The 25,182-nt window shown below is 57.0% G+C and carries 36 protein-coding genes; 5 read left to right on the top strand and 31 right to left on the bottom strand.

Annotation, left to right across the window (positions count from 1 at the left end):
- Positions 1-5 precede the first annotated feature (5 nt).
- Positions 6-1,232: an MFS transporter gene (locus RLW41_RS21400; RefSeq protein ID WP_414462801.1), complete on the bottom strand. Its 1,227-nt coding sequence runs from the start codon at positions 1,230-1,232 to the stop codon at positions 6-8.
- 434 nt (positions 1,233-1,666) lie between these two features.
- Here RLW41_RS21400 and RLW41_RS21395 point away from each other — a divergent pair, with 434 nt between their 5' ends.
- Complete coding sequence (locus RLW41_RS21395) at positions 1,667-3,211, top strand: autotransporter domain-containing protein (protein ID WP_414462800.1); 1,545 nt, start codon at positions 1,667-1,669, stop codon at positions 3,209-3,211.
- Positions 3,212-3,250: 39 nt separating this feature from the next.
- Here the strand turns inward: RLW41_RS21395 and RLW41_RS21390 are convergent, their stop codons facing one another.
- The 3 genes from RLW41_RS21390 to RLW41_RS21380 all read right to left on the bottom strand — a co-directional run bounded on the left by RLW41_RS21390 (position 3,251) and on the right by RLW41_RS21380 (position 6,072).
- The gene (locus RLW41_RS21390; RefSeq protein WP_414462799.1) at positions 3,251-4,225 is read right to left on the bottom strand and encodes a substrate-binding domain-containing protein; all 975 of its coding nucleotides are present in this window, start codon (positions 4,223-4,225) and stop codon (positions 3,251-3,253) included.
- Positions 4,215-4,991, bottom strand: coding sequence for a transcriptional initiation protein Tat (locus tag RLW41_RS21385; protein WP_414462798.1), 777 nt, complete (start codon positions 4,989-4,991; stop codon positions 4,215-4,217). Before RLW41_RS21385 ends, RLW41_RS21390 begins: the two co-directional genes overlap by 11 nt.
- Positions 4,992-5,061: 70 nt before the next feature.
- A complete protein-coding gene (locus RLW41_RS21380; RefSeq protein WP_414462797.1) occupies positions 5,062-6,072 on the bottom strand; it encodes a c-type cytochrome in 1,011 nt (336 codons plus the stop codon).
- Positions 6,073-6,434: 362 nt separating this feature from the next.
- On the opposite strand from RLW41_RS21380, the gene fae reads away from it, so the two are divergent.
- Entirely contained in the window at positions 6,435-6,974 is a 540-nt protein-coding gene (gene fae / locus RLW41_RS21375) for a formaldehyde-activating enzyme (RefSeq protein ID WP_409559983.1), read from the top strand.
- Between the two features lie 292 nt (positions 6,975-7,266).
- Here the strand turns inward: fae and RLW41_RS21370 are convergent, their stop codons facing one another.
- The 3 genes from RLW41_RS21370 to RLW41_RS21360 form a co-directional block, all read right to left on the bottom strand.
- Positions 7,267-7,422 (bottom strand): hypothetical protein, encoded by a 156-nt coding sequence (locus RLW41_RS21370; protein ID WP_414462796.1) that lies wholly within the window; start codon positions 7,420-7,422, stop codon positions 7,267-7,269.
- Between the two features lie 282 nt (positions 7,423-7,704).
- Positions 7,705-7,980 (bottom strand): hypothetical protein, encoded by a 276-nt coding sequence (locus RLW41_RS21365; protein ID WP_414462795.1) that lies wholly within the window; start codon positions 7,978-7,980, stop codon positions 7,705-7,707.
- Positions 7,980-8,153, bottom strand: coding sequence for a hypothetical protein (locus tag RLW41_RS21360; RefSeq protein ID WP_414462794.1), 174 nt, complete (start codon positions 8,151-8,153; stop codon positions 7,980-7,982). Before RLW41_RS21360 ends, RLW41_RS21365 begins: the two co-directional genes overlap by 1 nt.
- 674 nt (positions 8,154-8,827) lie before the next feature.
- Between RLW41_RS21360 and RLW41_RS21355 the strand changes: the two genes are divergently transcribed.
- Positions 8,828-9,904 (top strand): hypothetical protein, encoded by a 1,077-nt coding sequence (locus tag RLW41_RS21355; protein ID WP_414462793.1) that lies wholly within the window; start codon positions 8,828-8,830, stop codon positions 9,902-9,904.
- A gap of 57 nt (positions 9,905-9,961) precedes the next feature.
- Here the strand turns inward: RLW41_RS21355 and RLW41_RS21350 are convergent, their stop codons facing one another.
- The 5 genes from RLW41_RS21350 to RLW41_RS21330 form a co-directional block, all read right to left on the bottom strand.
- Positions 9,962-10,498: a hypothetical protein gene (locus tag RLW41_RS21350; protein WP_414462792.1), complete on the bottom strand. Its 537-nt coding sequence runs from the start codon at positions 10,496-10,498 to the stop codon at positions 9,962-9,964.
- The gene (locus RLW41_RS21345) at positions 10,498-10,857 is read right to left on the bottom strand and encodes a hypothetical protein (protein WP_414462791.1); all 360 of its coding nucleotides are present in this window, start codon (positions 10,855-10,857) and stop codon (positions 10,498-10,500) included. The genes RLW41_RS21350 and RLW41_RS21345 overlap by 1 nt, the downstream gene beginning before the upstream one ends.
- Positions 10,858-10,881: 24 nt before the next feature.
- Positions 10,882-11,070 carry a hypothetical protein gene (locus RLW41_RS21340; protein WP_414462790.1) on the bottom strand — a complete coding sequence of 63 codons (189 nt, stop codon included), beginning with the start codon at positions 11,068-11,070 and terminating at the stop codon, positions 10,882-10,884.
- 903 nt (positions 11,071-11,973) lie between these two features.
- Positions 11,974-12,597: a hypothetical protein gene (locus RLW41_RS21335; protein WP_414462789.1), complete on the bottom strand. Its 624-nt coding sequence runs from the start codon at positions 12,595-12,597 to the stop codon at positions 11,974-11,976.
- 180 nt (positions 12,598-12,777) lie between these two features.
- The gene (locus RLW41_RS21330) at positions 12,778-12,927 is read right to left on the bottom strand and encodes a hypothetical protein (protein ID WP_414462788.1); all 150 of its coding nucleotides are present in this window, start codon (positions 12,925-12,927) and stop codon (positions 12,778-12,780) included.
- Between the two features lie 258 nt (positions 12,928-13,185).
- On the opposite strand from RLW41_RS21330, the gene RLW41_RS21325 reads away from it, so the two are divergent.
- The gene (locus RLW41_RS21325; RefSeq protein WP_414462787.1) at positions 13,186-13,557 is read left to right on the top strand and encodes a hypothetical protein; all 372 of its coding nucleotides are present in this window, start codon (positions 13,186-13,188) and stop codon (positions 13,555-13,557) included.
- Between the two features lie 147 nt (positions 13,558-13,704).
- Here the strand turns inward: RLW41_RS21325 and RLW41_RS21320 are convergent, their stop codons facing one another.
- The 11 genes from RLW41_RS21320 to RLW41_RS21270 form a co-directional block, all read right to left on the bottom strand.
- Positions 13,705-14,037: a hypothetical protein gene (locus RLW41_RS21320; RefSeq protein ID WP_414462786.1), complete on the bottom strand. Its 333-nt coding sequence runs from the start codon at positions 14,035-14,037 to the stop codon at positions 13,705-13,707.
- An 88-nt stretch (positions 14,038-14,125) separates the two neighbouring features.
- A complete protein-coding gene (locus RLW41_RS21315) occupies positions 14,126-14,542 on the bottom strand; it encodes a hypothetical protein (RefSeq protein ID WP_414462785.1) in 417 nt (138 codons plus the stop codon).
- 72 nt (positions 14,543-14,614) lie between these two features.
- Positions 14,615-15,109 (bottom strand): YfbU family protein, encoded by a 495-nt coding sequence (locus RLW41_RS21310; RefSeq protein WP_414462784.1) that lies wholly within the window; start codon positions 15,107-15,109, stop codon positions 14,615-14,617.
- A 287-nt stretch (positions 15,110-15,396) separates the two neighbouring features.
- Entirely contained in the window at positions 15,397-15,990 is a 594-nt protein-coding gene (locus RLW41_RS21305; RefSeq protein ID WP_414462783.1) for a helix-turn-helix domain-containing protein, read from the bottom strand.
- A 35-nt stretch (positions 15,991-16,025) separates the two neighbouring features.
- Positions 16,026-16,322 (bottom strand): DUF4258 domain-containing protein, encoded by a 297-nt coding sequence (locus RLW41_RS21300; protein WP_414462782.1) that lies wholly within the window; start codon positions 16,320-16,322, stop codon positions 16,026-16,028.
- Between the two features lie 125 nt (positions 16,323-16,447).
- The gene (locus tag RLW41_RS21295; RefSeq protein WP_414462781.1) at positions 16,448-17,128 is read right to left on the bottom strand and encodes a hypothetical protein; all 681 of its coding nucleotides are present in this window, start codon (positions 17,126-17,128) and stop codon (positions 16,448-16,450) included.
- Positions 17,125-17,328, bottom strand: a complete 204-nt coding sequence (locus tag RLW41_RS21290) for a hypothetical protein (RefSeq protein WP_414462780.1) — start codon at positions 17,326-17,328, stop codon at positions 17,125-17,127. Before RLW41_RS21290 ends, RLW41_RS21295 begins: the two co-directional genes overlap by 4 nt.
- Before the next feature lie 108 nt (positions 17,329-17,436).
- Positions 17,437-17,961, bottom strand: coding sequence for a hypothetical protein (locus RLW41_RS21285; RefSeq protein WP_414462779.1), 525 nt, complete (start codon positions 17,959-17,961; stop codon positions 17,437-17,439).
- Between the two features lie 119 nt (positions 17,962-18,080).
- Positions 18,081-18,818 carry an HK97 family phage prohead protease gene (locus RLW41_RS21280; protein WP_414462778.1) on the bottom strand — a complete coding sequence of 246 codons (738 nt, stop codon included), beginning with the start codon at positions 18,816-18,818 and terminating at the stop codon, positions 18,081-18,083.
- Position 18,819: 1 nt separating this feature from the next.
- The gene (locus RLW41_RS21275) at positions 18,820-19,020 is read right to left on the bottom strand and encodes a hypothetical protein (protein WP_414462777.1); all 201 of its coding nucleotides are present in this window, start codon (positions 19,018-19,020) and stop codon (positions 18,820-18,822) included.
- A 66-nt stretch (positions 19,021-19,086) separates the two neighbouring features.
- Positions 19,087-19,353, bottom strand: a complete 267-nt coding sequence (locus RLW41_RS21270) for a hypothetical protein (RefSeq protein ID WP_414462776.1) — start codon at positions 19,351-19,353, stop codon at positions 19,087-19,089.
- A gap of 360 nt (positions 19,354-19,713) precedes the next feature.
- Here RLW41_RS21270 and RLW41_RS21265 point away from each other — a divergent pair, with 360 nt between their 5' ends.
- Positions 19,714-19,962: a hypothetical protein gene (locus tag RLW41_RS21265; RefSeq protein ID WP_414462775.1), complete on the top strand. Its 249-nt coding sequence runs from the start codon at positions 19,714-19,716 to the stop codon at positions 19,960-19,962.
- Positions 19,963-19,975: 13 nt separating this feature from the next.
- Here the strand turns inward: RLW41_RS21265 and RLW41_RS21260 are convergent, their stop codons facing one another.
- From RLW41_RS21260 to RLW41_RS21225, 8 genes are all read right to left on the bottom strand, one after another.
- Positions 19,976-20,227 carry a hypothetical protein gene (locus RLW41_RS21260; RefSeq protein ID WP_414462774.1) on the bottom strand — a complete coding sequence of 84 codons (252 nt, stop codon included), beginning with the start codon at positions 20,225-20,227 and terminating at the stop codon, positions 19,976-19,978.
- Positions 20,227-20,394 (bottom strand): hypothetical protein, encoded by a 168-nt coding sequence (locus RLW41_RS21255; RefSeq protein ID WP_414462773.1) that lies wholly within the window; start codon positions 20,392-20,394, stop codon positions 20,227-20,229. The genes RLW41_RS21260 and RLW41_RS21255 overlap by 1 nt, the downstream gene beginning before the upstream one ends.
- Positions 20,395-20,421: 27 nt before the next feature.
- The gene (locus tag RLW41_RS21250; RefSeq protein WP_414462772.1) at positions 20,422-21,429 is read right to left on the bottom strand and encodes a hypothetical protein; all 1,008 of its coding nucleotides are present in this window, start codon (positions 21,427-21,429) and stop codon (positions 20,422-20,424) included.
- Complete coding sequence (locus tag RLW41_RS21245; RefSeq protein ID WP_414462771.1) at positions 21,429-22,634, bottom strand: hypothetical protein; 1,206 nt, start codon at positions 22,632-22,634, stop codon at positions 21,429-21,431. Before RLW41_RS21245 ends, RLW41_RS21250 begins: the two co-directional genes overlap by 1 nt.
- The gene (locus RLW41_RS21240; RefSeq protein ID WP_414462770.1) at positions 22,631-22,897 is read right to left on the bottom strand and encodes a hypothetical protein; all 267 of its coding nucleotides are present in this window, start codon (positions 22,895-22,897) and stop codon (positions 22,631-22,633) included. The genes RLW41_RS21245 and RLW41_RS21240 overlap by 4 nt, the downstream gene beginning before the upstream one ends.
- A 150-nt stretch (positions 22,898-23,047) precedes the next feature.
- Positions 23,048-23,257: an excisionase family DNA-binding protein gene (locus RLW41_RS21235; RefSeq protein WP_414462769.1), complete on the bottom strand. Its 210-nt coding sequence runs from the start codon at positions 23,255-23,257 to the stop codon at positions 23,048-23,050.
- A gap of 94 nt (positions 23,258-23,351) precedes the next feature.
- Complete coding sequence (locus RLW41_RS21230; protein WP_414462768.1) at positions 23,352-23,858, bottom strand: hypothetical protein; 507 nt, start codon at positions 23,856-23,858, stop codon at positions 23,352-23,354.
- Positions 23,855-25,081 (bottom strand): tyrosine-type recombinase/integrase, encoded by a 1,227-nt coding sequence (locus RLW41_RS21225; protein WP_414462767.1) that lies wholly within the window; start codon positions 25,079-25,081, stop codon positions 23,855-23,857. Before RLW41_RS21225 ends, RLW41_RS21230 begins: the two co-directional genes overlap by 4 nt.
- Between the last annotated feature and the right edge of the window lie 101 nt (positions 25,082-25,182).

Here is a 25,182-nt window from a genome sequence, read left to right as displayed (position 1 = left end):
GACCTTCATTCCAGGCGCTGCAGGTTGCGCAGCACGGGAAAGAGCTTCATCCAGATCAGCGCCACCGCAATCGTACCGAGCCCGCCGAGAACGGCCGCGGGGACCGCGCCGAGCAAAGCCGCCGTCATTCCGCTCTCGAATTCACCCAGCTGGTTCGAGGCGTTGATGAACAGGAAGTTTACCGCACCGACGCGCCCACGCATGTCGTCGGGCGTTGCCAACTGCACCAGCGACACGCGAATGACGACGCTGATCGTATCGGCTGCACCCATCACGGCGAGGGCGAGAACCGATAGCCAGACCTCTTTCGAAAGCGCGAACACGACAGTCGCGATCCCGAACACGATCACAGCTTGGAACATGCGCATGCCGACGTACTTTGTAATCGCATGGCGCGCCAGAATGCCGGTCATGATCAAAGCGCCGATGGCTTGCGCACCGCGCAGCATGCCGAGACCCCAAGGTCCGGTGTGCAGGATGTCGCGCGCATAAATCGGCAGCAATGCCGACGCGCCGCCCAGTAACACCGCGAAGAGATCAAGCGAGATCGTGCCAAGGATCGCCGGATTGTTTCTGACGAAATGCGCACCCGCAAACAGCGCGCCGGCGGTCGGCGATTCGCGCGGCGCGACCGGCCGGTCGAGTACGATGGCGCCATTAAGCACTGACGCAATAATCCAGAACACGGTCATGATGACGTAAGGCACGGCAGGCGAAATGCCATAGGCGAGGCCGCCGATTGCGGGTCCGCTGATCGCCGCGAACTGAAAAACGCCGGTCGAGAGCGCCGTCGCCTTCTGCAGTAAGCCGTTCGGCGCAACGCCCGGAAGCAGCGCCGCCGTCGCTGGACTTTCGAATGCGCCCGCGACGCCGAACACGGCGACAGCCACGAAGATTTGCGGCACCGTAATCCAGCCCTCGTAGCTGCCCCAAGCCAGAAAAACCGCCGCCGTCGCCTCGACGATCTGGCAAAGCTGAATGACGCGCTTGCGGTCGTACCGGTCGGAAGCGTGCCCGGCCACGAACACCAGAATGGCCGTCGGCAGGAACTGCACGAGGCCGACCATGCCGAGGTCGAACGCGCTGCTCGTCAGGTCATAGACCTGCCAGCCGACTGCAACCGTCAATATCTGCGAAGCGAATTTCGAAAAACCGCGTCCCCACAGGAAGTACTGCAGCGGCGAATGGCGCCAAAGCGTTTGCGGTTCGGTTTGCGAGGATTGCGTGTCCATCAGGCGGCGGGTGCCGTCTCCCTAAAGCGGATTGCCGCTGTTTGCCCAAACCGAAACGCGCAAGCCATCGCCGACGTTTCGGAGCCGCTTCTGGAAGGCAAATACGGCCGATTTATTGAGGTATCAAATGGGCGTGGGCGGATTGTATTTATCCAAATCTTCTATGGGCTTGCGTGGCGAACATGCATCAAAGACTCAATAATCCACAGTCTCCCGCACCGAGCCTTAGAGCAATGTGCCGAATCGGCTAACTGAACATAGGTCAGGAGCGTCTGGACGTCGATGCGCCCGACAATTGGAATACCGAAATTGGAATGATGACGCAGATGGCAGATCGGACAAGTGGCGCCTCTTTCTCTCGGACGCCGCGCCTTCCGCGGTCCCTGTCACTCCCCGCTGCCGTTGCTACATTCGTCATGCTGGCAATGCTGCCTATGACTGCATTGGCGGAGCCTGTTTCGACGGAAAATTTAATCCAGAACCCGAGCTTCGAAAGTGGGCTTTCGGACTGGGAAACGGCCGGTGCGATAGACGTCTTGCCCGACGGCCTAGGTGGCATGCCCGCGCACAGCGGCAATTATTTCGCCAATCCCTACTCCGGCGGTGCAACGCTTAGCCAGGACGTAACGCTGACTAAAAGCGGCAAATATCAATTCCAGTTTTATTATGCGGCGATGGCAGGAGACACGTGGTCACTCACCGCCAAAGTTGCTGGGATTACCGTTTTTTCACGGTCGGATATCACCGGCAATGACCTGAAGGAATCTACGTCGGTTGTAAAACTTGATGCCGGTTCCGCGCAGGTGTTGTTCGATGCGGATTGGGTGTCCGGCTCGTACGGCGAATTCGCCATCGATGACGTAAGCCTGATCTACCTCGGACCGAATGCGTTGTCGTTCGCATCGCTCAACCGCAACCAGAGCGCGATGGTCACCTCGATCAATGCGGCCATGGACGCCGGTGCTCTGACGACGGTCACCAATGCGCTGGCGGGCGCATCCGACCAAAAAGAACTGGCCGGCGCACTCAATCAATTGTCGCCTGAGATCTACAACTACGGCCTTGTTGAAACACTTTACGGGAGTCAGCAGTTCGCCAACGATCTGATGAGCTGCAAGGTCGCCGGGCAGCAGGGCGTGTCGATCGCGCGCGAAGGCCAGTGTCTGTGGGTTCGTGCCCGTGCGCGCTTCTCCGATTTCGACCGCACATCCGAAGACATTGGCGCGCACGCGACGACGGGCTCGTTCTCCGCAGGCGGCCAGATTGCCCTCGCGCCGGATTGGCGGCTCGGTTTCGCTGCCGGCTACGATAGCGTTTCCCTTTCGAGCGGTGTCGCAACGAGCGAAGGCGACCGCGCCAACGTCGGCGGCATCATCAAATACAATCCTGGCCAGTGGCTGTTTGCAGCGGGCGTCACTGGCGGCTGGAGCACTTTCGACACCGACCGTACCATGCTGTTCGGTGACTTCAGCAGCGCGGCGCATTCCAAAAACGATATCAACTACGTGTCGGGCCAGTTGCACGCCGGCTATTCCTTCCAACACGACAACTATTATGTGAAGCCGCTGGTCGATGCAGCGATCACCAATGTCTCGCTCGACGGCTTCACTGAAAATGACGGCGGCGGAGCGGCGCTGGCGGTTGCTGGAAAAAGCGATACGGTCGTCAGCGTGTCGCCGGGCATCGAATTCGGCAGCGAGAAGAACGTCCACAATTTCGTAACGATCCGTCCGTTCGTAAGGGCGGGTTTGACGTGGCAGGACACGGATCAGTTTCTTCTCAACACCAATTTTGCCGACGCGCCAGACGTTGCTGGCTTCACGACGGCCACCAAGCTCGATACGCTCTTTGCGGATGTGAGCGCTGGCGTTGATCTCATCAATATGCACGGCGCAACGCTGAGCCTGCAGTACGACGGCCATTACGCCGAAGATACGAGCCTCAGCAGCATCAGCGTCAAAGGCAGTGCGCGGTTTTAAGCGCGCTGCCTTCAATGTCCTGACGCTCAATGCCTCCGCTCAAGCGGGCGTGAAGCCGTACTTTTCAAAAATCTTCAGTGCTGAAGGTGAGCGGATAAAGTCGAGCCACATCTTGGCCGCTTCTGGGTGGGCGGCGCCCTTGACCATCGCTCCGGCGTAAGTCGCAGTTGTGTTCTGATCCGTTGGAATGACGACGTTCGTAATCGGGTTTCCGACTTGCTCCTGGAACATCGCTTCCGACAGCCACGTCACGCCGGCATCGACGTGACCCTGCATCAGGAACAGTGGCGTCTGCCGGTGATGGATGTGCGTTAAAATTGTGCCACCATTGGCGACCTTCGTTTCGTAGACCTTCTTTTCGAGCGCCTCGCCGCCAGCTTTTTTCAGCGACGCCTTGATCTGCCGCGCCACGCCCTCGAATTCCGGGTTCGGCATCGCAATGCGCAAGCCCGCCCGCCCGAGATCCGCAAGTCCAGAGACGTGTCCAGGATTGTCCTTGGGGACCATGATCGTCAGCGTGTTCTTGACGTAAGGAACCGGAGGACCGGCTAGCGTGCCGTCATCGACGAGCCGCTTGACGGCAACAAGTCCGGCGAAATACGCATCCGGTTTTGCAGTCCACGTCATGTTTCCCGAGGTGACGACGCCGTGCGCCTTGATTTGATGCACGAGAAGCCCCGGCGGCAGCGTCTCCCAATAGATCCGGCCTTTGAATTCCGGATGCGCTTGCTCGAACTGATGCACCAGTGGCGCCATGGCGAAGAAGTAGTTGCCGCCGACGTAGAGCACGAGCTTGGGATCGGTGACGCTGCCGTGGAAATCAGCAAGGTTATCGACCTGCGGTACGGTGAATTCGAAGCCGCGGTCGGTCGCGTCGTTGTTGAAGCCGTGCTGCCAAGGCGGGAAAATATTCGGTGCGTTTTGCTCGGCGCTCTGTGCTGACATTGCACCCAGAGCCACTGCTCCGGCGATGCCTGCTCCGAAAACCGCTTTAACGATGGAATTAGCGCGCATAGTGGAACCCCGCTTGCTGCAGTTCAGGAAGTGTCGCGACGGCGCCGGGAATCAGAACCACGCCGGGGATCAGATGGTTCGTTAGCTCGGCCGCGAGCGCATCGACTTCAAGCTTGTCGGGATTAACGCCTTTTTCGTGCAGCTTGGTCGCCTGCTCCCAGATGGCGTTGTGGCACGACATGAAAACGGCGCCGCGCCTTTGCAGGGCCGGGATCGAGTTGTTCAGCGGGGAGAACACGCCCGTCGGGCTTTCATAGTCGGCAGAATTGGCGGACGCTGCGGGCTTATCGAGGATCAGCGTGTTCTTCTCGAAGCCTTTGCCGACGATCTTCGCAAACTGATATTTGTCCCACATCTCCTGATCGTAGAGCGCGTAATGCGCCGAGCCGTGCGTTGCCGAAACGACCAGAAAATCCGGATGCTTGAATGACCAGACCTGCGCATTGATGGAATTGCGCATCACATTGAGCCAAGGGCCTGCGATGTCCGTCACGTCCCAGGCCTGCTTGGTGATGGGCTTGTAGGCGAGGACTTCCTTCAGAGCCTCGTCATCCCATTGATCGGAATGATCGAGGATCATCGGCACGGTTTTGAAGTCACGGCGGCGCGGAGCCTTGGCGAGCCTGTCGGTGAGGTCTGCGAGAGCCGACGCGCCCGCTGGAATGTCATTGGGTGCAGCGGCGTCGGCTTCGCGTGTGAGGCCTCCGACTGAGGCCGCAGCTAGCGCCAGGCCGATTGCCTGTAACGCCTGTCGTCTGCCGGTCATGGTCATTTTCAACTCCGGGTCTTCATGTGAGGCCACTCGGAGCGCGAACGCGCCGAAGGGCTGGGGGAAGCTAGTGCTTCGCGTCGTCCTTGAGCTTTTTGTCGGCGTCGATGATCGGCCCGAACGGCCCAAGCTTGTGCTCGCTCTCCGGCAGATCGTCCGCATAAGGCCCATAGGGCGTGTCGATGGGCTTTTGCAGCCGGTTCGGAAAATCGCGACTGAGATGCGCTTTTTGCGGCCGAGGTTGCGTGTCGATGTAGGCGGCGACGTCCCACGCATCCTCAGGCTTCAGCGTTGGATTTTTCCACGTCGTACCCGCTGGCATGTTGTTGTGAATGAAGTTGGCGGCGTCGATCAGCCTGTCCATGCCGGCGCCGTCGTTGTAGCTGTCAGGCCCCCAAAGCGGCGGGAAGATATAGCCCTTTGCATCGCCGACTTTGCCGACGCGCTGACCCAGGCCGTCGGCGCCGTGACAAGCGGCGCACATGTTCGCGTAGATCGTCTTGCCGCGGACGGGATCGGCGGCGCGATTGAGTTCGGGCATAGCGCCGGTGCCGCGCCCGAACGTTTTTGCGCCAACCGGAATGCCATCTGACAAAAACCTCAGATAGGAGAGCATCGCGATCATTTCCGGTCCGTCCTCGGGAAGTGCTTTGCCGTTCATGCTGCGCTGCATGCAGCCTTGAATGCGATCTTCCATCGAGCCGACGCTGCCCGACCGCTTTCGATAATTCGGAAAATCGGCATAAACGCCGACCAGCGCCAATCCGAACTGCTTCGTGCCGGCATTGATATGGCAGCTTTGGCAATTGAGGTTGTTGCCGGCGAAACGGTGCGCCGGATCTTTGACTTCGGGGCCGATTAGCGAGGATGTTTTGGCGATGAGATCGCGACCGTGACGCACGGTGCGGCCCCAATCATTATCCGGCAGCTTGTCGATGTCCGGTACGACCCAAGGCGTTTGATGGTCCTTGGCTGGCGCAGGCGCCGCGCTGTCGGCGCGGCACACCTGCGATGTCGATAGAGCGATGAGCACCGCCGCGCCTACGAGGCCCAAAACTGCGTTGCTGGAACGAGGCATGTCGAAAAGTCCAAAAATGGCCATTGGAGTGAGCACCAACCGTGGGAGATGAACCTGCGCTGTCAGAAAGATCGGCGATTATTTCGCCGTATGCCAATTCGAAGTGATGATTGTTTTAAATTAACGATCAGATTAATCGCCAGCCGTGCAGACCAATTGAAACCACGGCAGCTCAGCATCTGCCGCCCGCGCTGAACTGAGCGTGACACCATCAGGTGTCGGTGCGGCGCAACTCTATTGTTCGATTTTCTTCGTGGCGGCCGGTTGGTTGCAAGCTAAGAAAGCGGTGACCGGGCGCATCGTTTGAGGCTGATCCAGTCCACCGATCGCAGGCTGAAATGGAACCATCAAGAGAGGAATGCATGAGCGATATTATTTTCAAGGCCGGTGAGGCGACTGTACTCGCAGCTCCGGGTCAGTACACTGATGCTATGCCCGAGGTGCTGATCGGTTCGGTCAACGGCCCAGTGGGGCATGCATTCGCCAGCATGATGGGTCAGAGCGTCGGCCACACCCGGTTTTTCGCAATACGCGATCTCAACCAGATGGCGCGTCCGGCCACCATGATGACGACGAAGGTGACGATCGCCTCCGGCGAGTATGTCGAACTGCTCGGCGGTGTCGTGCAGGCCGCGATCGCTGATGCCGTCGTCGATAGCGTCGCTGAGGGAATTATTCCGAAGGCGATCGTCGATGAGATCTGCATCGTCGTGACGATCTGGCTGGACCCGCGCTGCGCCGACCACGCCGAACTCGACAAGAAAGATCTCTACAATACGAACTACAAGGCTATGAAGCTGGCGATCGAACGCGCCCTGAAGAGCGAGCCGTCGATCGATGAGCTGATCAAGAACCGCAAGACCATCAAGCACTACGCTTTGGACGGCGTCGTCGACTACTGACGCACGACGTCAGCTCTCCACCAGTTAAACGACGGAGCCGTGCGATCATCCGCGCGCTCCGTCGATGGGGCGCTGACAGATGGATCAGGAGGAAATTCAGCAGACGCGTAATAGGGGAGGTGAGAGGAGAAACCTCGAACCGGAACCATCGCGCGCAGGGGGGTGTGGCGGCTGGGCGCAAAAAATGTGGTGGGCCCGCCAGCATCAACATTGGATGATGGATTGCTAGCGAAATCAAATCATTGGCTTGAGGCCGGAAACGCTCATGCCAACGATGAAACCAACAAACCGTTTAGCGCAGGCGGTATGCCACATGCTTTTTGCGGTTGAGCTTGACGGTTTTTCGCGGCGTCAGCTTGGCCAATTCGCAACCGATCGCGGCCCAGCGCAGGAGCGGCCATTCTTCTTGCGCGGCTATTTCCCGATAAGACTTCTCCAGGTCGCCCACGATTAGCCAGCAGCCTTTCGCCTCCGGGACTGTTTCACGCAGGATCCGTAGGAGTTTCGCCGCTTGTAGGCGGGCTGGGTTTGCCGGTTCACGGCAGAGCCGGAAAATCGGTGTCGGCTTTCTGGATGGCTTCCGGCGCGACGTGGGATGGCTTCGAAGGGCAGGGATAGGGTCCGGGGTCTCGGGCCAGGTACTGAGGCCAGGGGCGCGGGGCAGGGTGTCGGGCCGGGTACTAGGGCCAGGGTCTCGGGCCAGGGCTGCCGATCTAAAAAACATTCCCGCTCAATGCCCTTGCATCACGTGCCGCTCGAAATCCTCGGCCAATGCCACTGTTATTGTGCGCTCCGGTTCCGAGGCAATCTCAGCCGCAAATCTGGCAGCGTTCGCGCACTGAGCCAAGCTCCCTTGGCAACGATTGACGTGGAGATTGGTAACCGTTGCCGTAACGACATCCGTAACGGGTTCCAAGCGGCGAGCCGTGGCCGCCCAGCGCTGCAGGTCATCGCCGTCGATGCGGACGAAGGCAAGGTCGTCACAGGCTCGGAGGATGTCGTCCATCAGCCTGAGCCTTTCTTCAATGCCCGCCCGGCGAGCTTGTGCTGTGCGAAGGCGATCACTTCAGCGTCGCGCGGTTTGGGGATGTAGACGCTGCTGAGGGCCTTGAGGGCGTCCTCGTATCGGCCGCCGCCGCGCTTGAATGCCTCGATGGCCTTCTGAAGTTTCTCGTCCATCTATTTCCGCCCCTTTTGTTTCCGTGCTGACAGAGCTTCAGCGACCAACTCTCGGATGATGCTCGATCGGTCCGGCGCGTCTAGGCGGCTTGCGGCGAGCGCATCGACCTCAGCCAGAAGGGCGGGAGGAAACCGCACAGCGACTTGAGCCTGACGTTCCGACGCGGGCTTAGACGGCCGCCCAGGCCCCGATTTACGCGCAACCATGTCATCCGTTCCGATTTGTTCCATGTCGTAAATATATGTATGACAAATAATTACGTCAAGCCTCTTGCGTTCTGTCTATAATTGTCTTACATTTATTGACAGACGGCAAGGGCTGGCCCGAACAAAACCCGGCCCCGAACGCCCCGAAGCGACAGGTTCGCAAAAGAAGGGAAACGGGAAAGGTCTCCGAAGTCTCCACCCCTTCGGAACCGGCTAACGATGTAGGACCTCCAGCAAGCCCGAAACGGACCTCGAAAGAGGAACGGCGAAGCATACCCAAAAACAAAGCGGCCCCGCACGGTGGTTCGAAGCACCGGACGAGGCCTTGATTCCAACCTTCGCTAGAAAGGCCAAAATCCAATGGACACTCTAAACCTAATCCCACTGCTCGTCACGCTCTCCCCGGTGTTGCTCGTCGGGGTGCTGACGCTGATCCCCTTCTTCAATCAAGAAGAGGGGACGAGCCGATGAGATTTCCCAAAACCACAGAAGACCTCGCGACGCTCGGCGGATGTTGCGCGCTTTTCGCCGGCATCAACTGGACCATCGCCCACAGCGGCCCGGGAATGTCGGCTTATCTGTCGTCGTCAGCCGTTCTCGCAGTTGCTGGCGGCGTTAGCGTCTTCGCTGGCGCCCGTGCACTCGGGGCCGGTCGGAAAGGCTCTGGCCGCCTCCTGGCCATGATCCTCGTCGGCTTGATGTGCGGCGAAGGGTACAACTTCTACATGACGGCGAAGACATCGGTTGCGACACAAGACGAAGCAACCGCACCGCTCCGCGAGAAAATGCAGAAGCACACCGATGCTGCCGAGAATCTCAAAGAAATCGAGAATGTAGCGCCGGCCACGATGAGACTGACGGCGGCGAGACAAGCCCTTGCCGACGCCAAGGCCAGCGGTGAATCCCAGCGCGTTCGGGACGCCCAAAGGGCTCTCGATGCTGCTCAGCTTGTTGCTGACAAAGAAGCTGCTGACGGATGCATGACCATGTGCAAACAGAAGCAGGCTGAAGTGACGAAGGCTCGCACGGATCTGGCTGCGGCGATTGCTGCCGCCGCTGAAGATCGGCGGGCCGACATCGTGGCGGCGGAACATGAACTGACGGCTGCTATCGACGAGGCGGAAGCCAAGCACGAGGCGGACGTTGCAGCGGCGAAAGCGACGTTGGAAGCTAACCCGCTGCCGGCGTCGCCAACGTCACTCTCCGACACCACGGGCGTTCCGCCTTGGGCGCTCAGCTTGATCGAAGCTCTGCTCAAGTCGATCGGGCTCAACGTCATGGCAGCAACGTTGATCGCCTACGGTGCACATGGAACCGGAACCGAGAAGACTGAAAAGACAAGTTCCACGGCGGTTCCGAACCATGTGGAACCGCCTCCGGGCGGCAAGAAGCCAAGATCACAGAGGCAAAAGCAGGCCAACGCGATCGCGGCGGAACTCCGCGCCAAGGGCGTCAAACCGCAGTTCCATGTTGTTCGCAACGAATATAGGAACCGGCACGGCGAAGACGCTCCGAAAGTGACAATCCATAGGGCTTGCGCCTGAAACTGAAACTCGGAAACTGATGAGCCCCGGCGCCGAAAGGTTCCGGGGCTTTTTTGTTCAAACTCTTTCGCTGCCGTCCGGGCTTTGGGCGATCCGCCCAATCCCAAGATTCTTCGGGGTCGTTCCTGACACGCGCTCAAATCCACCGAGCATCGTGGAGATCATCGCTTGCAAAGCCTCAACGTTGGACCGGATATCCGGCGTGACTTCCTGATAGTCTTCGATCGTCAACACGCGCGCGCAATTGCCGTACGGCTCGTGATCAATCAGAGTTCTGACGCTATCCCGAAGAATAGCGAGCTTGCTTCTCATCATGACGGCAAAGATGAAAAGATCGTTCATGTTTGTAGGCTCGCTCGTCGATAACAGTTCCTCGATTGCGGGCAAACGGCGATCAACGACGTTGATGAAATGCGGACTTGGCTTTTCTCCATCCTTGCGTATCGCTTCTGTCGCTGCACACAGCAAATCGTATTCCAAAGCCAGCGCCTCCATCCTCGATTTGGCAGGCTCTTTTGGTAGTTCTTTAACAGCCGAAACGCGCTTGTCCGGTTTCGCACTGAGTGCACGAGAGCCAGATTTTGCCTTTGCCATCACGCCGAACCCCCATGAATAACGACACCCGGCAACAAGCTCTGCGCCAGCGCTAGCTTTAGAACGCCTTCAACAACATGCGCGTCACGCTTCGTGATGCCGAACGCAAGATGGTGCTCCAGGGGAATGCCTGCATCGTCGCGTTTTTCGGCATAGCAGAGATCGATGACAGCGAGCATCCCAAGATGCTGTAAGTTTTGTGGCTCGCGACTGAGCATCGCTTGCTCAAGCGGTCCGCGCTCTTCGTCGAGCGCATCAAGCAGCCGATCGTGGCTGCTCTCGTCTTCCTCGGCGTAAATCCGCTGCTCTTCCATTGTCAGTTCGTACCAGCGACGAAACTCGGGCCATTCATAGTCCATGTCGTCTCTCTTTCGGGTTGAGGATCAATCCGATTTTCGCCTCATCCGCTTCAATGCCGCCGCGGCGTACTCCATGCAGAATGCTTCAATCGCATCCTGCATCGTTACGCCGTTTTCCGCCGCAGTGACCTTCATTGCCGAGCGAAGTTCCGGGTCGATCCATATTGTCAGTTGCACTTTATCCTGGCGCGACGGCGGCAGATCCTTAGCCATATCCTGTTTCTCAATTCGCATTGGAGATGGCCTTGTTTAGCACGTCAGTCGTGACCAGCAATTACTACATGACATCATGTCTATGTCGAATGTTGGGCGTTTCCCAAAAGTCAGGGCGGTGACTGCGTGCTTGCGCGAATGGATAAAAACGTTCGAACGGCGACGGTCGCAAGCTCTTCGGCGTCAAGATCGGATACGTTTCCGGCGGAGACAACAACCGTTGCAAGGTGTTCCCGAGAGGCATCCCGTTCCCTATCGGGTATGGAAGCTTCCACCTGCAGCCATGCGGCTTCCAATGCCTCCTGAAGACGTTCTACGTCATCAGGGTCAAATGCACCGGTCTGCACAATTCGCCGTGCGCGCATGGCTCAGTTCCGCTTTCGGCGGCATTAAAAGCCCTAGCGCGGAGGTGTCAATGTCCTCGTCTCGGCGATCGCTAAAGCGCGCAATCTATTTCGCCTTGCCGTCGCTGGCGTCGTTCAGATTTTTGTCTTTGCTGCCCTGACTGGTGATTTTGTCTTTATTCGGCTCAGTATTGGTGTCTGTGTTCGTCCTCGTGTCCGTACTTGTGGGAGGTTGGGCGGGCTTGCTACCTGACATGTCTTCCTCCAGTTTCAGCGAAGCGATAACTCTAGCATGCGTGGAGGCGCACCCGCTCTCTTTCGAAATGGGCTTTAATCACGATTTGTTTCTCACCAGAGAGTTGGATCGCGCCCGGCGAGCCGCCCCACGGCCTCTCCTCGCGCACTCGTAATCAGTCATTTCGCGGCTCCGGCTGGTGTAACGCATAGAGCCAATCAGGATGCGCCACCGACGTATAATGGATGGCCTCGATCGCTTCGAGCATCACTTCGCGACCGGACGGGCGGACGATCCCTGGATGAAGAATGTGCGGCACGGCATTCACGTGGCGCGTCGTTGCCTCAGAGGACGTCTGCGACAGACCCACTCTACAATGCGAATGCTTCCTTCATCGAACTCGATACTTTTAAGTTTAGAAAGGACTTGGAGGCAGCTTTCAAACTCCGGTTCATCAAAGATCGGGATGCTATATTTTTTGAGCAGCGAGTTTATTTCGGTAAATGCTGTGTTTCGGCTTATCCGCATGTCAGAATCGCATGCGAGCCACATCGCTTCAATTGCGGCGGCGTGATGCGGCGAAAGTTTAACCTCCATTAAACCTTGCACATCTCGCCATATGCATAAGACCACGAACGGAGCCAGCCAAGGCTTAGCAACTGCCCCAGCAATTGATGGAACCCACCTCGCCGATTTGTCTTTGACGCTTTCCCAATTGACTCTGATATTGCGAACCTTTTTCGAGTTACCGCCTTGACGAGGGTCGGGCGCGAACCGAGTGGTCTCCAATCGAGGAGTCACTTCAATCTCAGGTAATTCATAAATTACTTCAGTTGTTGCCGTGACAGTGTCACAAACCGCCCTGTAAATTATTATGCGATCTTCGTGCTCAATTGCCGGTTCAGAAGTTCTGATGCGATCAGTTATGCCATCTATATCGAAATCCATTGAAGCGTTCCTTACTTAATATACAAGACGCAATAAAGTATTTTGTATACTAATCGGTTTTCGCTTCCCAAGCACGTTTTGCGTTCGTCGGTCGTCTTTAGATCTAGACTGCTATCTTTTCGCTGATCTTGCCGGGCCATTCCTCCTGCATGCTCTCTCTCCTTGAACGGTTGTCTAGGTTCAGAGCCGGTCTTTCCGCTTCATCCGCTTCAAAACCGGCGTCGCATACTGTGTGATAAAACCGACGACAGCATCTTGCATGGTCTCGCCACGTTCGATCGTCGCCAACTTAAACGCTCTGCGGACTTCCTCATCGAGATGGATCAACATTGAGACCTTTCCATCTCGTGACGGTGCTTTGTATCCGGGCTTTGGCCCCATGATGTCGCTCCATGTTTAGCGCGACATGGTTAGTATGCTATCTTACTTATGTCAAATGTTGGGCGCAGAATACTTACCGCTTTAAATCCATTGAGAACAAGCAGTGGAAATCTCGGCGCTTGCGGAAGCCAGGCTTCTCTCCGGTCGCTTGGTCACTATTATCCCGGCAAGATTTTGTGAGTCGGCCGAGCTCCATGCGAGGTGCAGATGAAAAAGGTACAACTGCTGCTTGCGGTAATTGTGTTCCTATTGGCCTATCAAATCGTCTTTCCTAAAGGGAACCCTCTCACCGTTTCTAATGCGGAACCATCTAACTACGCGCCCTGGGTTGGCTATGCGTTCAGCAAAGAAAAGCATCGCTATGAACGATGGTATTCGCGCTTCGATTCATACTTCGAATGTCGAGATCTTATGGGTAAGGAGATCGGGCACAAACTGCCGCCGGGCCACTGGCTAAATGGAGGAAATTTGGGGGATTGGTACAGCGGTCCCGTAGGCTGCATCTACGAGGGTTCAAATTCTATGCTGAACTGGTGGATCAATAAGGCGCTGTCCAATCCCGATTACCTTTGGCTTTAAAGGGTTCTCGGTGAGCCTGAAAAAAGGGAGAGGTTCGACTTGCCCGACCGCGCCTGTCGAAATGTGCAACTTCTATAGAACACTCCGCAAGTCGCTACGCTTCCCGGCAATCCCCTTCCGCTGCAAACAAGCTCGGTGAACGAAGCACTAGGGCTTCAGATGCGCACATGGACCACTGGCGGCTTCGGAAAGGCTATCTCTCCAGTCGAAGCCGGATCGCATCCGCGACGTGTTGAACCTGACATAAGAGTCCGTTTCGTATTTCCACAGGCAATCATGATAAGCTGTTGCCTGGTACTCGCGATAATTTTGATTACACTTATGGATGGTCCAAACACCGATTCCGACGAACGCAAAAAAGTAGATCGGCCCCAGCTTGGTCCACACTGAAGCGATCACGCTCCAGACGATCTGGGCGAGAAAATACGCAACAACTCCGGCGACCAAGGCCGCCACTAAGGGCAAGAGGTAGGTCGACATAAGAGCCCGTGTAATAGAAATTGGCTAAGGCTTTCTGAAACGTCACCGCTGCCAACCTTGGCGCATCTGATCTTGCATGGCCCGGGCCCTACTCCGTCACCTTATCATCCGATAACGTCGTTTTCTTCGCGTTGCAGATCTCAGACGCTTCGTAGCTGGCGCAGGCCATCAACGCCTGCCCTTTTGGAATGAGGGAACTAGGAAAAAGGTAAGCCAAATAGGCAAGGTAGAGCAGCAAAGGAGCAGCCACTATGATTTCGAGAGGCAATACTGCGTTTTCCTCTTTCGCCGATAGTGTGGCTCTAGCACTGCTCGCCCATAGTTCCAGAGATAACGCGATCAGGCCGCATTGAACCCCGATACCGAACAATAGCGAACGTGGGTAGGGATACTCCCAAAGCTGCGCAGCGGCGGTGACCGTGACGGCGGCTATAAAGCCCCCGACTTTCGCCCACACGCTCATTGTGACGACAAAGCCTCGATTGAAGGCGAAAAGGAATCGCATTGTCGCAATTTGTCAGCCACCCTGCCCCTCGCAAAGGGTGACCACGGCCTATCCCCAGAAAATGGCCGGCTGTTAACCTGAGATAGCCTCTACGTCATCGGGCGTAAGTTCATACCTGCCGTCGCCGAGCGCTTTCCATCTTTCAAGCATCGCCCTGTATCGCGGAAGACTCATAGGACTGTGGGAATTCGCGGGTCGATCTTTTTGCTCAGCCCACTTGCCTTGAACTTTCCTTAGGAATTGCGCGATTCCAAACTGCGGGTGGTCGTTATTCCCGTCGAAGCCGTCGAATTTTGTATACGGACTCTTCGGCGTGTATTTGTGCTTTTCGCAGGCCGACTGAATGGCACGGAACATGTCCAGAATCTGGATGACTTCCGATGTTTCGGCACGGCTCACAGTGTCGTCATCAATTCCAACGTGCAAGTCACCGTAAAATTGCTCATAGCCCTTTGCGACGATCTCTTGCTTTTCTTCGTAGCTTTTCTGATCGTACTTGTTGGTGCTGAGTGTTTTTAAAATTTCATACTGATTCCACAGCATCAATCGTTCGGCGCGCGTTAACATCTGCTATGCCCTCAATATCGATTGCTTCACGAGCGGCAATATTGCCGCTCGTGGCGACGTGCATATAGGGTGGCGATGGAGATTAAAAGCTGTCGCTAGCACACGCTCGATCAATGAACGGGCGGGATGGCTAGATCCTCTTTTTTTGAAGCTGATCTCTGAGCCTCGTTTCAGCGTCGATCCTTGCGAGCCTGACACGGCGAACCGCCAACTGGCATTGGTCCGCCGTGAATGGTGAGAACGACAGAGAAACGGCGAAACTTTCCAGATTTCGCTGGGTCACATAACTAGGCAGCTTCCTGCTGAGTATCATAGGCCTCAATGAGGCCGCCTGAGCATGCCTTCACCTTAATCATGCCCAATTGTATATACGGAACCTCGTAATCTGGGTCTAATATCCAGGGATCGATGACCGTCAGATTAGCTATCATGCCAGCATCGTAGCTAACCCCAGGCGCAGCTTTCCGTAGTTCTTCGCATATTAGTAGGCGCAGAACCTTTTCCGCATAACCGCCAATCGGCTGCTTTTCGCTTTCCCAACGCGACAACGTTTCTACGGCAGTTCTCTCGCCCAGTTTCTTGGCTAGGTCTTCGAGATTCATACCCATGATTTTGCGCATCGCGCGGATCTCCCATCCGCGCAGCTTAACCTCTTTGAGGCAGCGAATAACAGCGGTCGTGGCCATCAGATTGGGGATCTTCGGCACCTCCACGCTTGCTTCCCCATCTTCTTCAACGCGTTGGATAACTGCGTCGTGGACGATAACTCGCAGACCAACAATTGCCGTCGCGTCAAACTCGTCGAGCCTGATTGGCCCCCGATTGATCGACAGTTCCACTTTTTTCTCCTGACCATTCTTGCTTTTGTCTCTTTTACGCATGGCTTCCTCCAACCCTGCGAATAAAGCTGGCTCCCTTAGAACACGGTGATGATTTTGATCCTTGGCTCATTCGCAAATACCGCAACGACAGCCGTTATCACCCGACCGTCCAAATCCTTTCCCACCGCTCTCCATAACTGATCCTTTTTGAATTCGACCCACGTTATTTGACAATTTGTCAACATGTGTTTAATATCGGCTTGGGTACAAGGAGGTTCCATATCCCGTGACATTTCATCCAGGGCATGGAGCGTGAATACCCACCGACAAGCAGGATCCTTCGCTATTTTTCGGCAAATCAACCGCTCGGCATCAAATTTCTGTTCTGCCATATCTTTTTCCAAAACCCTGTGTCCCCCCTAAGGGGGGATTAAGGGGCAAGTTTGACATTTTGTCAAATGCTGATTTTGCAGAGCAGCGATCGCTAGTGACGGCCTTATCTAACGGAATGCCACCGTTAAACCTCGATCTTCGCGCCGAGCTTGTCAGGCCACGCTTTTACGACACGGAGCTCAATGCGGTCCGTAGTGATCTTCGTCATCACGACATGCCCCCCGACTTGGGCGACTGGCTCGCCGCGCCCAAATACTGGAGATTTGATGCCGCGAGCGCGGTCCATCACCCATTCAAGATTGGACAACCTGCCGCCGCCCGTTTCTTCACAACGCTTCTCGAACTCGTCCGCGATCTCGGGCGTGAACGGTCCAAACATCGCGTCTTCTTCGTCGATATCTTCGATCGACCAATCTAACCCGGTGGCCGATTGGGTGACGCGCATGACATATGCGCACGGTCCTCGCGTCTCGGAGATGCCAGCGACGTAGATCTCACAGTCGGGCGTGGCGCCCATAGCGGCCAGCGTGCTCGTCAAGGTGGGATGCGGATCGGTGAAAACTGGTCGCAGCGCGCTTTCCGCGTTTGCTCTGATTTCATCGAACGCCGTGCCTGCTCTCTGCAGGTTGGCAACGGCAATCCCCAGCGCCAGCGTGTGGCCACGAACTGCAATGACAAGGTTCGCGTGCGGTATAGGGCAGACTTTCGCGGTGAAATTCGACACTGTGCCGTCGTTCGCGGTCACCGCTGTATCGCTGAGGACGTGGACCTCATCTTGCCCTACATGGACGATAATCGCTGTCACGAATGGCCTCGCAAGACTGAACTGCGGTAGCTGATGCCTACAGCAAGACCGATATCGACGACTGCGGTGGCCACGGTGGTGACGGCCCCGAGACCGCCGAGCCCTGCCAGACCGACGATCGCGGCCGAAATTGGATCGGCGCAAGCCGCCGTCGTCATCGCGACTAACAGAGAAACGGCGTAGGTGAAAATACGTCCCATAATTTTCCCCTCAATGCGTAAGTGTTGCCGCGAAGATCACAACGGCGGATCCGGCGCAGATCACCCTCAGCAGGCGATTTTGTAGGAATATCCTAATGGCCGGCGGCATCAGACACCCTGTCCTATTGACGGCGCCGGCAGCGCACGAACGCCAAGCGTGATCGCATCATCGAACCAATGAGCTTGTGACTGAGGCTCAGCAACGGGGCCGAGATTTCGATATTCGCCGTCATCTGTTTCGGCGATCAAGACGCCGCTCCGATTGATCGTTATCGATGCAACGCGGCGGCTGGCAGATTTTTCCACTTTTAGCTTTGTGACGGCAGCGGCGACTTCGGACTCGATCATCGGACGAACGTCGTCAACTGTGATCGCAGGGATCGCCGCAACGGCTTCCTGAACGCGCTCATCGATGTACGGCCTCACGGCATTGATTGCGCGAGAGACGATGGCGGTTTCGTCAACGACATTTGTCACACCGCGCAAGGCGATGGCGTCAATGCGATTGTCGAGGCGATCGAAACGCTGGTCGGCACGATCAAGCCTCTCTAGGACAGGACCGAGCTTCTTCTCAACATGTGAGCGCACAGCTTTCACGATTTCTTCGCCCAGTGCTTTGCCGTCGAAGCTCATCGAAAACCGCCTCCTATGCCCCTTCGTGTTTCATGTCTAACCCCGCCGGGCGGGCCATTCGCTCAAACCCGCCCGGCGGGTAATGCCACGTCGCGATGGCTGCGACGGGCGAACCAATATCATCGGCCTCGTCTCGCACGGCGAAGATCTTCGGCGGTGAGTTTCACAACGCACCTCGTGATGCCAGTCGCTGCTCGCCGTCGTTGGGAGGCCAATTGTTCTTTCACCATAGCGATTTCCAGCTTTTCTCGCTCGGTAAGCCGTGGCGATTTCTCGCTCGATGATGGCTCGTCCAGCTTGACGATGCGCCCGTTTTTGCCTGCTGATCGCATTACATCGACGGTTCCTCGCAAGCCCAGCCTGTCGTACTTAGAAATCTCGCGTGTGGCGTCCGCCATCGATTTGGCGGAGAAAATCAACGCCTCGGCATTTGCCGGAACGCTCACGAGTGACAGCTCAAGCCACTCCCACCGCTTAAATCGCACTCCTCCGTTGGGCATGATTTCGACCCCATCTGCCAACGAACGGAAGCCGATCGATACAGCTGCGCGCAACTTGGCTTTTACTAACTCCCAAGTGCCGTCCACGAGATCTTTAGCGGGACCTGGCGTCGCTATTTTCGCGATCCGCGCGCGAAACTCGATGCCCTTGGATGTGGCGCGGGCAAACTCAACCTGTCCCACGGCCGCTCGACTATCGTGGTCGAGCAACAAAGGCAGCGGCGTCTTGAATTGGCCTCCGAGGGGCTCCACGACGTCGCCTTGCCTGTCAATCGTGGGCGTCGATGCGATACCCTCGATGATCCTCTCATCGTCGCTCACGCGCTTGATTGTCAGTGTCGAGTATGCGCGATCCATTCTAGTTGCTTCCTCCCAGCAATTCGGGCGCGACGCGCTCGATGACTGCCGCCTCTATCTCGCGCGCTAAGTTCGCGATGAAAACGCCCCGATTTTGTGGTTCGCGAAATGTTTCTGGGGTGAACCCAGCGGTCTGCCAGCGCTTCACAAGGTCATTGTGAATTCGCTCAACGTCCCTGTCAGAAAGCACCTTCCCCGCCATCTTCCGCCCCTCGGAAAGCCGTCTTCAGCAGTCATCGCACGATGTGAAATGCGGCGGCGTAACGCGTTACATGCCGGCTGCGCCATCTAGGATTGCGCCGCGCACGAACTGTTCGAGTGCTTCCCGAACGGCAGCCTTGTCGTCGGCAAGCTCTGCCGAGAGGAAGCCGAGTTCAATGAGGACGTCCTCCGTCTCGGCGGCCGGAAGCTGCAGCGTGACACAAAATTCCCCCGCATCTCGCCGCCGTCGATGACGGGTCACACGCACGCGGCTCTGCGATCGGCGAGTGTCTTCGGGCAGTGAGATCGCGGTTGGGACGAGGTCATTTGCCATCGGTTTTCTCCGGAAGGTACGCGCCTGGTACGCAGATGCGTGCGCTGCGTACTGAATTTTGATTTCGGCTCGTCTTTGGATTTTTCAAAAGGAGAAAATCTCTTTTAAATTTCGTGGCTTGGCCGTTTGATTTCACGTCGCCGTTTGATTTATTTTTCTTAGGCGGGAAAAAAATCTGTAAGTGAGAGGACCCGCGGGTCCGCTCAAATGACGGTTGCAGAATCAAGGCGCCCCCCCCCGGTCTCATCTTGGCGGCGCGCGTTCGGAGGATTGTTTCGCCGAGTCATGGCATCCCTTGCATACGCACTGCAGGTTTGATTCATCCCAGAACTTCTGCTCGTCACCACGATGCGGCTCGCGATGATCAACGACGGGACTGCGCGGGTCTGGATACTTGCGGGCGGCCATGCATCCGCACAGAGCGCACGTGTACAGGTCGCGACGCAGGACGTTCTGCCGAAGGTCTCGCCATCGCTGCGTGCGGTACCATGCGCGCCACTCGTTGCTCGCATCGCGATCCTTGAACCGCTGTCTCTCTTTCTCGACACGGCTGCGCTCCAACCGCTGCGGCATGGTCGGGATGAGCGGCTTCAACACGCCAAGGCGTGACGGCTTTCGCATATCACTGCCTCCGTAAATGGGGTGGCTCAATCAGCCGCTCGGGAACGCCGTGCCGCCGCTGTATCGAGACCCAGATCTCGTCTGCCTTTTCGTCAGGGCAATCGAAGCCGCCGGCTGCATTGATCCCGTTCCGAAGCTCGCTGGCCATTACCTTGACGACATCCGGAGCCAGGCCGGTGGCCGCGGCGACGTCTTCAAAGATGTCGTCCGCCTCGGCGGTAATCGTGCCGTCCTCCATGATTACTCTCGACATCAGTGCCTCCGAGCTGTGGGGTTGGTAAGACCGAAAAAATCGCTGATCGCAGCTGCTAGGATCAAGGCCTCGGCCTCATCGGGTGGCCTGCCGAAGTGCGCGACGAAGCGCATGAGCGCTATACGGGTCGTGGTTTCGATGGTGTCGCGGAAGTTGTTGGTGTCCATTGTGATCCTCATCAAAAGGCGATGGCGTCATCTGCTGTTGAGCGTCCGCTTCAATGCACGCGCGCGATCTTCGGCGTCTCTCTCAGCTCTTCCGTATGTCCGGGGTGCGAAGTACGTTTCGCCGTCCTCGAAATCGTATCGGTAAAACGCCTCACCCTTTGCCTCCGCTTCGGCCTTCGCTGCGATCACGACTGCAAGACGTTTGTGCGTTTCGGTCATGATTTGGTCTTCGGTCCAGTCCGCCCGGTCTTTCGAGTAGGCTAACATCGAGCGAATGGCGCGCACCTCTTCAGGAAGGGAATTGAGGTACGCTTCGTGCTCGGCTGCCTTGCGAGCGCGCTCGGCTCTGTCAGCTCGGATTTTGTGGATTTTCTCAAGCACACCTGGGGGGAATGCCTCTTCTGGCATTCGATCCAGAACGTCGTCGGGTCGCGTCAAAAGTAACGCGTCACTATAGCCTTGGCGCGTTCGATCGTCCGCCGCTTCGATATCGGGAAGTTGGCGCTCGATCTCTTCGCGAAGGTAAATGATCTGCAGATCACGAGGGACGATGCAGCCAGGCTCACTAGGATCGCCGAATTGTCGAGCTGCGGAATACCGCTCTAGCAGATCGCCGTTGTTCTTTTTTAGAAATTCATCAGTGGGCGTCTCCGCCCACTTGCCACCGAGCCAGTACCAAACAACCCAGCGCCGCCACAGTCGATCGGTTAGCGCGCAGGCTTCACGGACGTCCTGTACAGTCGGCAAACTCGCGAAGTTGCGAGTATTCCTAGGATTGTGAAAGACAAGCCAGTCCAATGTCCACAAGGCCACGGCCAAAGCGAAACCTGCGACAGCTTTGATGTAAAGACCGAGTAGTACGCGCTTGTCTGCCTCCGTCATTCCCGGCGTCGGGGACGCGGTTAAAAGCTCCACTGCGGCGCGGGTGACAGCGGCTTGCGGCCGATCAGTAGGAACGATAGCCGAACCGTTCTCGGGCATCAGCGTTACTGATTGAGGTTTGATGGCAGGCAGCGTGGTTTTTCCGAAAGCCATCAGAGATCTCCGTCAAGACCAAATTGTTCGGCAGCTATTTCAGCGAAGCCTTTGCGCCCAGCGCTACGGCTCGACCGTGGCTGAAACCGCGGGTCCCCGAGCCATTGCAGGAGCGATGCTTCCCAATCGGCACTAACGGATTTATGGATGCGCTGATGGTTATCGAAGGCGACGAGACGGTCACGGAGATGTCCGGTCGGCCAGCTACGCTCTAAGGCATAGGCCTTGCAAATCTCGCCGAGACGCTCTCTCTCGCTCTCGTGAACCCAATCCCAAGGTCGCTTTCCGGTAGATCGAGATTTGCGTTTCGTTGGCCTTCCTTCATCAATGACAAGAAGCGGAGTTTCCGGCGCGTGCGAACCTTCGTTCGCAAAAGCACTTTCTTCACTATGAGTTCTTGCTTTGAGATCTTGCAGTGAGTTCTTGCAGTCGGAAGCACTGTAGTTCCGGGGTTTATCGATTTGACTTCCGGGGTTTTCGTCTTTGACTTCCGGGGTTTTTTGATCTTCGGCGTTATACTCCGGAACATATGAGTTCCGGGGTTTTCCGTTTGATGCGGGACTATCCTCAGGAAGACATGACTTCCGGGGTTTTTCTACAGACGACGGCCGACCAGGCGAGCGCCGCGGCGGCGCAATCGCCTCAGAGATCTGCATCGGGCTGGCTGCGATGATTGCGTGCGGATATCGAAGCCAGAGTGCTGGCGTCTGTCCCGGTCTGACTTCAATATGGATGATGCCGTCATTGACCATTTGGATGATCAGAGAGCGGCATTGCCGCTCGGAGCAGCCCATATATTCGGCGTGGCGCTGAGCACCAATCGTGCATCGACCATATGGATTATCGGACCAAAGAGCGATGTGATGCAGAAGCGGACCGATCAAGCGGCTGTTTATTCGATCCGCGATCGGTTGGCGGCCAACTGAAGACATCGCGTGAGCTTCCGCGGATCTTATGGCGCTTGCCCTGGAATACCCAGGAAGTTGTCCGATTTCGTCTGGACTGTATTCAGGGGGTGCACTTTGGACATTCGATCGATTCCATGCGGCTTCGATCGCATCTATCAGTGAGATCTCGCCGGCAGCGTTGCCGCGAGCGATCACAGCATCTGCAATTTCCATCGCCATGAGCCGCTCGAATTCCTCGCCAAAATCGGAATAGTCATCGAGAACGCTCTCTCGCAGCGCCATTTCTTCCATCCTCATGGCATCACCTCGAGGAGCGCCGCGAACTCGTTTGCAAGCCGAAGGTCTTCGGCCTCTCGGGGAACAATTTCGGCGAACGTCACCGCCGCCGAGCAGAGCTTCAGCGTGCGAGCCTCATCTGCCGACAGCATAGGCAGGCATCGGTCTGAGATGCGGTCGAGCGTATCGACGGTCGATCTTCCGAACTGAAGCGCGACGGGATGACGAAGGATTTCCGCTGCGAGCGACGATTCAGTGAGCTGTTGAGAAACAGGGCGTGCCATCGGAAACCTTTACGGTTTGGATGGCTTCGCAACTTGCGAAAGAACGCGGGATCAGATAATGTCCCACCATCGACTGAGATTGAATTGAGCGATTGAAATTCGAGGCCGCGCAGCGCCAACTGCGACGGCCTTTTTCTTTGGTGCGCATGATCACGCAGCCTCGCCGTCTGACGCATCACCGCATGCGCGATCTCTCAGCGTCTTCAGCCACGCGTGCAGATCGTCGCGCATGATCAGCCGTTTCCGGCCACACTTAAGACTCGGCAAATCACCCCTGCCGATTGCTTCGTAAAGAAAGGTCTTGCCGCAGCTCGCGGCGATTTGCGCCTCAGACGGCGAATACGCCAGCTTTTCGATCATATCGTCCTCCAACGAACTTCGTTGCGTTCGTAGAGGGACGATGATGACAATATCCGGGACTTAAAACGGGGAGGGGTAATTCCTTCCCGATTTTTTATCGATTCCTACCTTTTCGAACCGATTTCTTTATTGTCTCGTCAGTGAGGCCCCTAAAGGCTTCATCGAGGTCGGGGTTCGACCTAATTGCAGCGTCGCGCGCCGCCTTCCGACTTATGCCCTTCGCTTCTTGCTCAATAACCGCATCGGCGGCGGCGGCATTACGGTCCTTTGTGGTGGCTGGTCTTCCTCGGCGCCCGGCGCCCGTCCTTAATTTTTTTAGTCCATCCGAGGTAAGCTGGCGCTCAAAAGCTTCGGCCAGGAAATGCTTGCCTTCTCGCAAGGCCGCAGTGGCGTACTCTGCCTCGCCACCGTCAAGCGCCTCTAGACCACGTCGGGCGTGCTCATTCGCCGCGCGAAATGCGACGGCGCCCGAACGAAGGTCATCAAAGGCTCGACGCTCGTCTGCTTTATCGCCGTCCATCCAGGAAGGCTCGGAGACCCTATTGTCGGAAATTGCCAACAATTTTTCGAGTTGATCTCGAAGGATTCTGAGATCGCTCATGCCGCCTCGCGAGCAATCATCACAATGCGGCCGGTGGTTTTGATCTGCTCAAGCCAGTCGCTCCACCACTGTAACATCGAGCGCCGGCCAGTAAGGTATTGGGCCGAGTTGTAAGCTCCGCGCACCTCATCACGTTCGTCGTGGGCAAGCTGCCGCTCAATCCAATCACGATCAAAGCCAGCTTCGTTGAGCAACGTCGAGGCGACGCCTCTAAATCCGTGCACGGTCGCGCGGCCGTGAAAGCCGAGGCGGTACAGGGCGAACAGCATCGTATTATTCGACATGCAACCCTCGCGCGACGGCGACGGAAACAATGGGCCGTCTCTCTCTCCGCCCGGCAACGTGCGAAGCTCTTTCAAAGCGATCAGCGCTTGACGTGAGATCGGCACGAGATGTTCGAAGCGCGCTTTCATCCGCTCCGCAGGGATGCGCCATAGCGGCTCGTCGCCGTCAAGATTTTCGAACTCTTCCCAGCGCGCCAATCGGAGCTCGGTCGTCCGCACCATGGTGTGCACGATCAAGCGAAGGGCCAAGGCGGTTCGCGGATCTCCGTCATAGCAATCGAGCGCGCGAAGAAAGCCGGGGAGTTCCTGTCGCGGCATGGTCGTATGGTGCTGCTGGCGGCCTTTAGGCTTCAGCGCGCCCTTCAATGCAGCAGACGGATCGTGCTTTGCTCGGCTCGTAACGACGGCATAGCGGAAGATTTGTCCGCACGTCTGTCGCAAGCGCTTCGCTTGCTCGATAACGCCGCGCTTCTCGACCTTGCGCAAAACGTCGAGTAGTTCCGGCGCGTCGATTTCCGCGATCGGGCGATGTCCCAGCGCAGGGAAAATGTCTCGGTCCAGCCGGCGGAGAAGTTGGTCCGCATAGTAGGGCGTGAGAGCGTGTCGGCGATCTGCAAGGTATTCGAGTGCGATTGATTTGAACGTCGCATTCGCTGAGACCTTGGCGGCGATCTTGTCACGCCGCTTCTGGGCGCCGGGGTCAATGCCATCGGCCAGCAGCCGCTTGGCCTTTTCTCGTCCTTCGCGCGCCTTTCCGAGCGTGACTGTAGGGTAAGCGCCCAGCGCCAACGTTTTCTGCTTGCCGGCGAAGCGGTAGGCCAGCCGCCAAAGCTTTGCGCCGTTGCTCTGCACGAGTAGGTGCAGGCCTCCACCATCGCTAATCTTGAAGGGTTTGTCGGCCGGCTTTGCAGCGCGGATCGCGGCATCAGTCAGTGGCATCGCGGCTTCCCCCAAAGCTGTTGGTATTTCGGGACGCAACGCCAACAAAAACGACAACAAATTTTGTGGATGTCCACGAACGTCAGGGAACGTCCACGGGC

Source organism: Hyphomicrobium sp. DY-1, from assembly GCF_047497105.1.
In the GTDB taxonomy this organism is placed as follows: domain Bacteria; phylum Pseudomonadota; class Alphaproteobacteria; order Rhizobiales; family Hyphomicrobiaceae; genus Hyphomicrobium_B.
This window is presented reverse-complemented; position numbering and strand designations above follow the sequence as displayed.

Coding starts and splice junctions, on each gene's coding strand:
- RLW41_RS21355 (WP_414462793.1), top strand. CDS start 8,828: ATGAGATTTCCCAAAACCACAGAAGACCTCGCGACGCTCGGCGGATGT.
- RLW41_RS21245 (WP_414462771.1), bottom strand. CDS start 22,634: ATGAGGATGGAAGAAATGGCGCTGCGAGAGAGCGTTCTCGATGACTAT.
- fae (WP_409559983.1), top strand. CDS start 6,435: ATGAGCGATATTATTTTCAAGGCCGGTGAGGCGACTGTACTCGCAGCT.
- RLW41_RS21330 (WP_414462788.1), bottom strand. CDS start 12,927: ATGTTGATCCATCTCGATGAGGAAGTCCGCAGAGCGTTTAAGTTGGCG.
- RLW41_RS21270 (WP_414462776.1), bottom strand. CDS start 19,353: ATGGCAAATGACCTCGTCCCAACCGCGATCTCACTGCCCGAAGACACT.
- RLW41_RS21360 (WP_414462794.1), bottom strand. CDS start 8,153: ATGGACGAGAAACTTCAGAAGGCCATCGAGGCATTCAAGCGCGGCGGC.
- RLW41_RS21315 (WP_414462785.1), bottom strand. CDS start 14,542: ATGCGATTCCTTTTCGCCTTCAATCGAGGCTTTGTCGTCACAATGAGC.
- RLW41_RS21280 (WP_414462778.1), bottom strand. CDS start 18,818: ATGGATCGCGCATACTCGACACTGACAATCAAGCGCGTGAGCGACGAT.
- RLW41_RS21320 (WP_414462786.1), bottom strand. CDS start 14,037: ATGTCGACCTACCTCTTGCCCTTAGTGGCGGCCTTGGTCGCCGGAGTT.
- RLW41_RS21395 (WP_414462800.1), top strand. CDS start 1,667: ATGACTGCATTGGCGGAGCCTGTTTCGACGGAAAATTTAATCCAGAAC.
- RLW41_RS21240 (WP_414462770.1), bottom strand. CDS start 22,897: ATGGCACGCCCTGTTTCTCAACAGCTCACTGAATCGTCGCTCGCAGCG.
- RLW41_RS21300 (WP_414462782.1), bottom strand. CDS start 16,322: ATGGCAGAACAGAAATTTGATGCCGAGCGGTTGATTTGCCGAAAAATA.
- RLW41_RS21365 (WP_414462795.1), bottom strand. CDS start 7,980: ATGGACGACATCCTCCGAGCCTGTGACGACCTTGCCTTCGTCCGCATC.
- RLW41_RS21385 (WP_414462798.1), bottom strand. CDS start 4,991: ATGACCGGCAGACGACAGGCGTTACAGGCAATCGGCCTGGCGCTAGCT.
- RLW41_RS21350 (WP_414462792.1), bottom strand. CDS start 10,498: ATGGCAAAGGCAAAATCTGGCTCTCGTGCACTCAGTGCGAAACCGGAC.
- RLW41_RS21345 (WP_414462791.1), bottom strand. CDS start 10,857: ATGGACTATGAATGGCCCGAGTTTCGTCGCTGGTACGAACTGACAATG.
- RLW41_RS21260 (WP_414462774.1), bottom strand. CDS start 20,227: ATGTCGAGAGTAATCATGGAGGACGGCACGATTACCGCCGAGGCGGAC.
- RLW41_RS21290 (WP_414462780.1), bottom strand. CDS start 17,328: ATGGGACGTATTTTCACCTACGCCGTTTCTCTGTTAGTCGCGATGACG.
- RLW41_RS21390 (WP_414462799.1), bottom strand. CDS start 4,225: ATGCGCGCTAATTCCATCGTTAAAGCGGTTTTCGGAGCAGGCATCGCC.
- RLW41_RS21340 (WP_414462790.1), bottom strand. CDS start 11,070: ATGGCTAAGGATCTGCCGCCGTCGCGCCAGGATAAAGTGCAACTGACA.
- RLW41_RS21275 (WP_414462777.1), bottom strand. CDS start 19,020: ATGGCGGGGAAGGTGCTTTCTGACAGGGACGTTGAGCGAATTCACAAT.
- RLW41_RS21305 (WP_414462783.1), bottom strand. CDS start 15,990: ATGCGTAAAAGAGACAAAAGCAAGAATGGTCAGGAGAAAAAAGTGGAA.
- RLW41_RS21225 (WP_414462767.1), bottom strand. CDS start 25,081: ATGCCACTGACTGATGCCGCGATCCGCGCTGCAAAGCCGGCCGACAAA.
- RLW41_RS21285 (WP_414462779.1), bottom strand. CDS start 17,961: ATGAGCTTCGACGGCAAAGCACTGGGCGAAGAAATCGTGAAAGCTGTG.
- RLW41_RS21235 (WP_414462769.1), bottom strand. CDS start 23,257: ATGATCGAAAAGCTGGCGTATTCGCCGTCTGAGGCGCAAATCGCCGCG.
- RLW41_RS21335 (WP_414462789.1), bottom strand. CDS start 12,597: ATGGATTTCGATATAGATGGCATAACTGATCGCATCAGAACTTCTGAA.
- RLW41_RS21380 (WP_414462797.1), bottom strand. CDS start 6,072: ATGCCTCGTTCCAGCAACGCAGTTTTGGGCCTCGTAGGCGCGGCGGTG.
- RLW41_RS21265 (WP_414462775.1), top strand. CDS start 19,714: ATGATCAACGACGGGACTGCGCGGGTCTGGATACTTGCGGGCGGCCAT.
- RLW41_RS21310 (WP_414462784.1), bottom strand. CDS start 15,109: ATGTTAACGCGCGCCGAACGATTGATGCTGTGGAATCAGTATGAAATT.
- RLW41_RS21400 (WP_414462801.1), bottom strand. CDS start 1,232: ATGGACACGCAATCCTCGCAAACCGAACCGCAAACGCTTTGGCGCCAT.
- RLW41_RS21255 (WP_414462773.1), bottom strand. CDS start 20,394: ATGGACACCAACAACTTCCGCGACACCATCGAAACCACGACCCGTATA.
- RLW41_RS21250 (WP_414462772.1), bottom strand. CDS start 21,429: ATGGCTTTCGGAAAAACCACGCTGCCTGCCATCAAACCTCAATCAGTA.
- RLW41_RS21230 (WP_414462768.1), bottom strand. CDS start 23,858: ATGAGCGATCTCAGAATCCTTCGAGATCAACTCGAAAAATTGTTGGCA.
- RLW41_RS21325 (WP_414462787.1), top strand. CDS start 13,186: ATGAAAAAGGTACAACTGCTGCTTGCGGTAATTGTGTTCCTATTGGCC.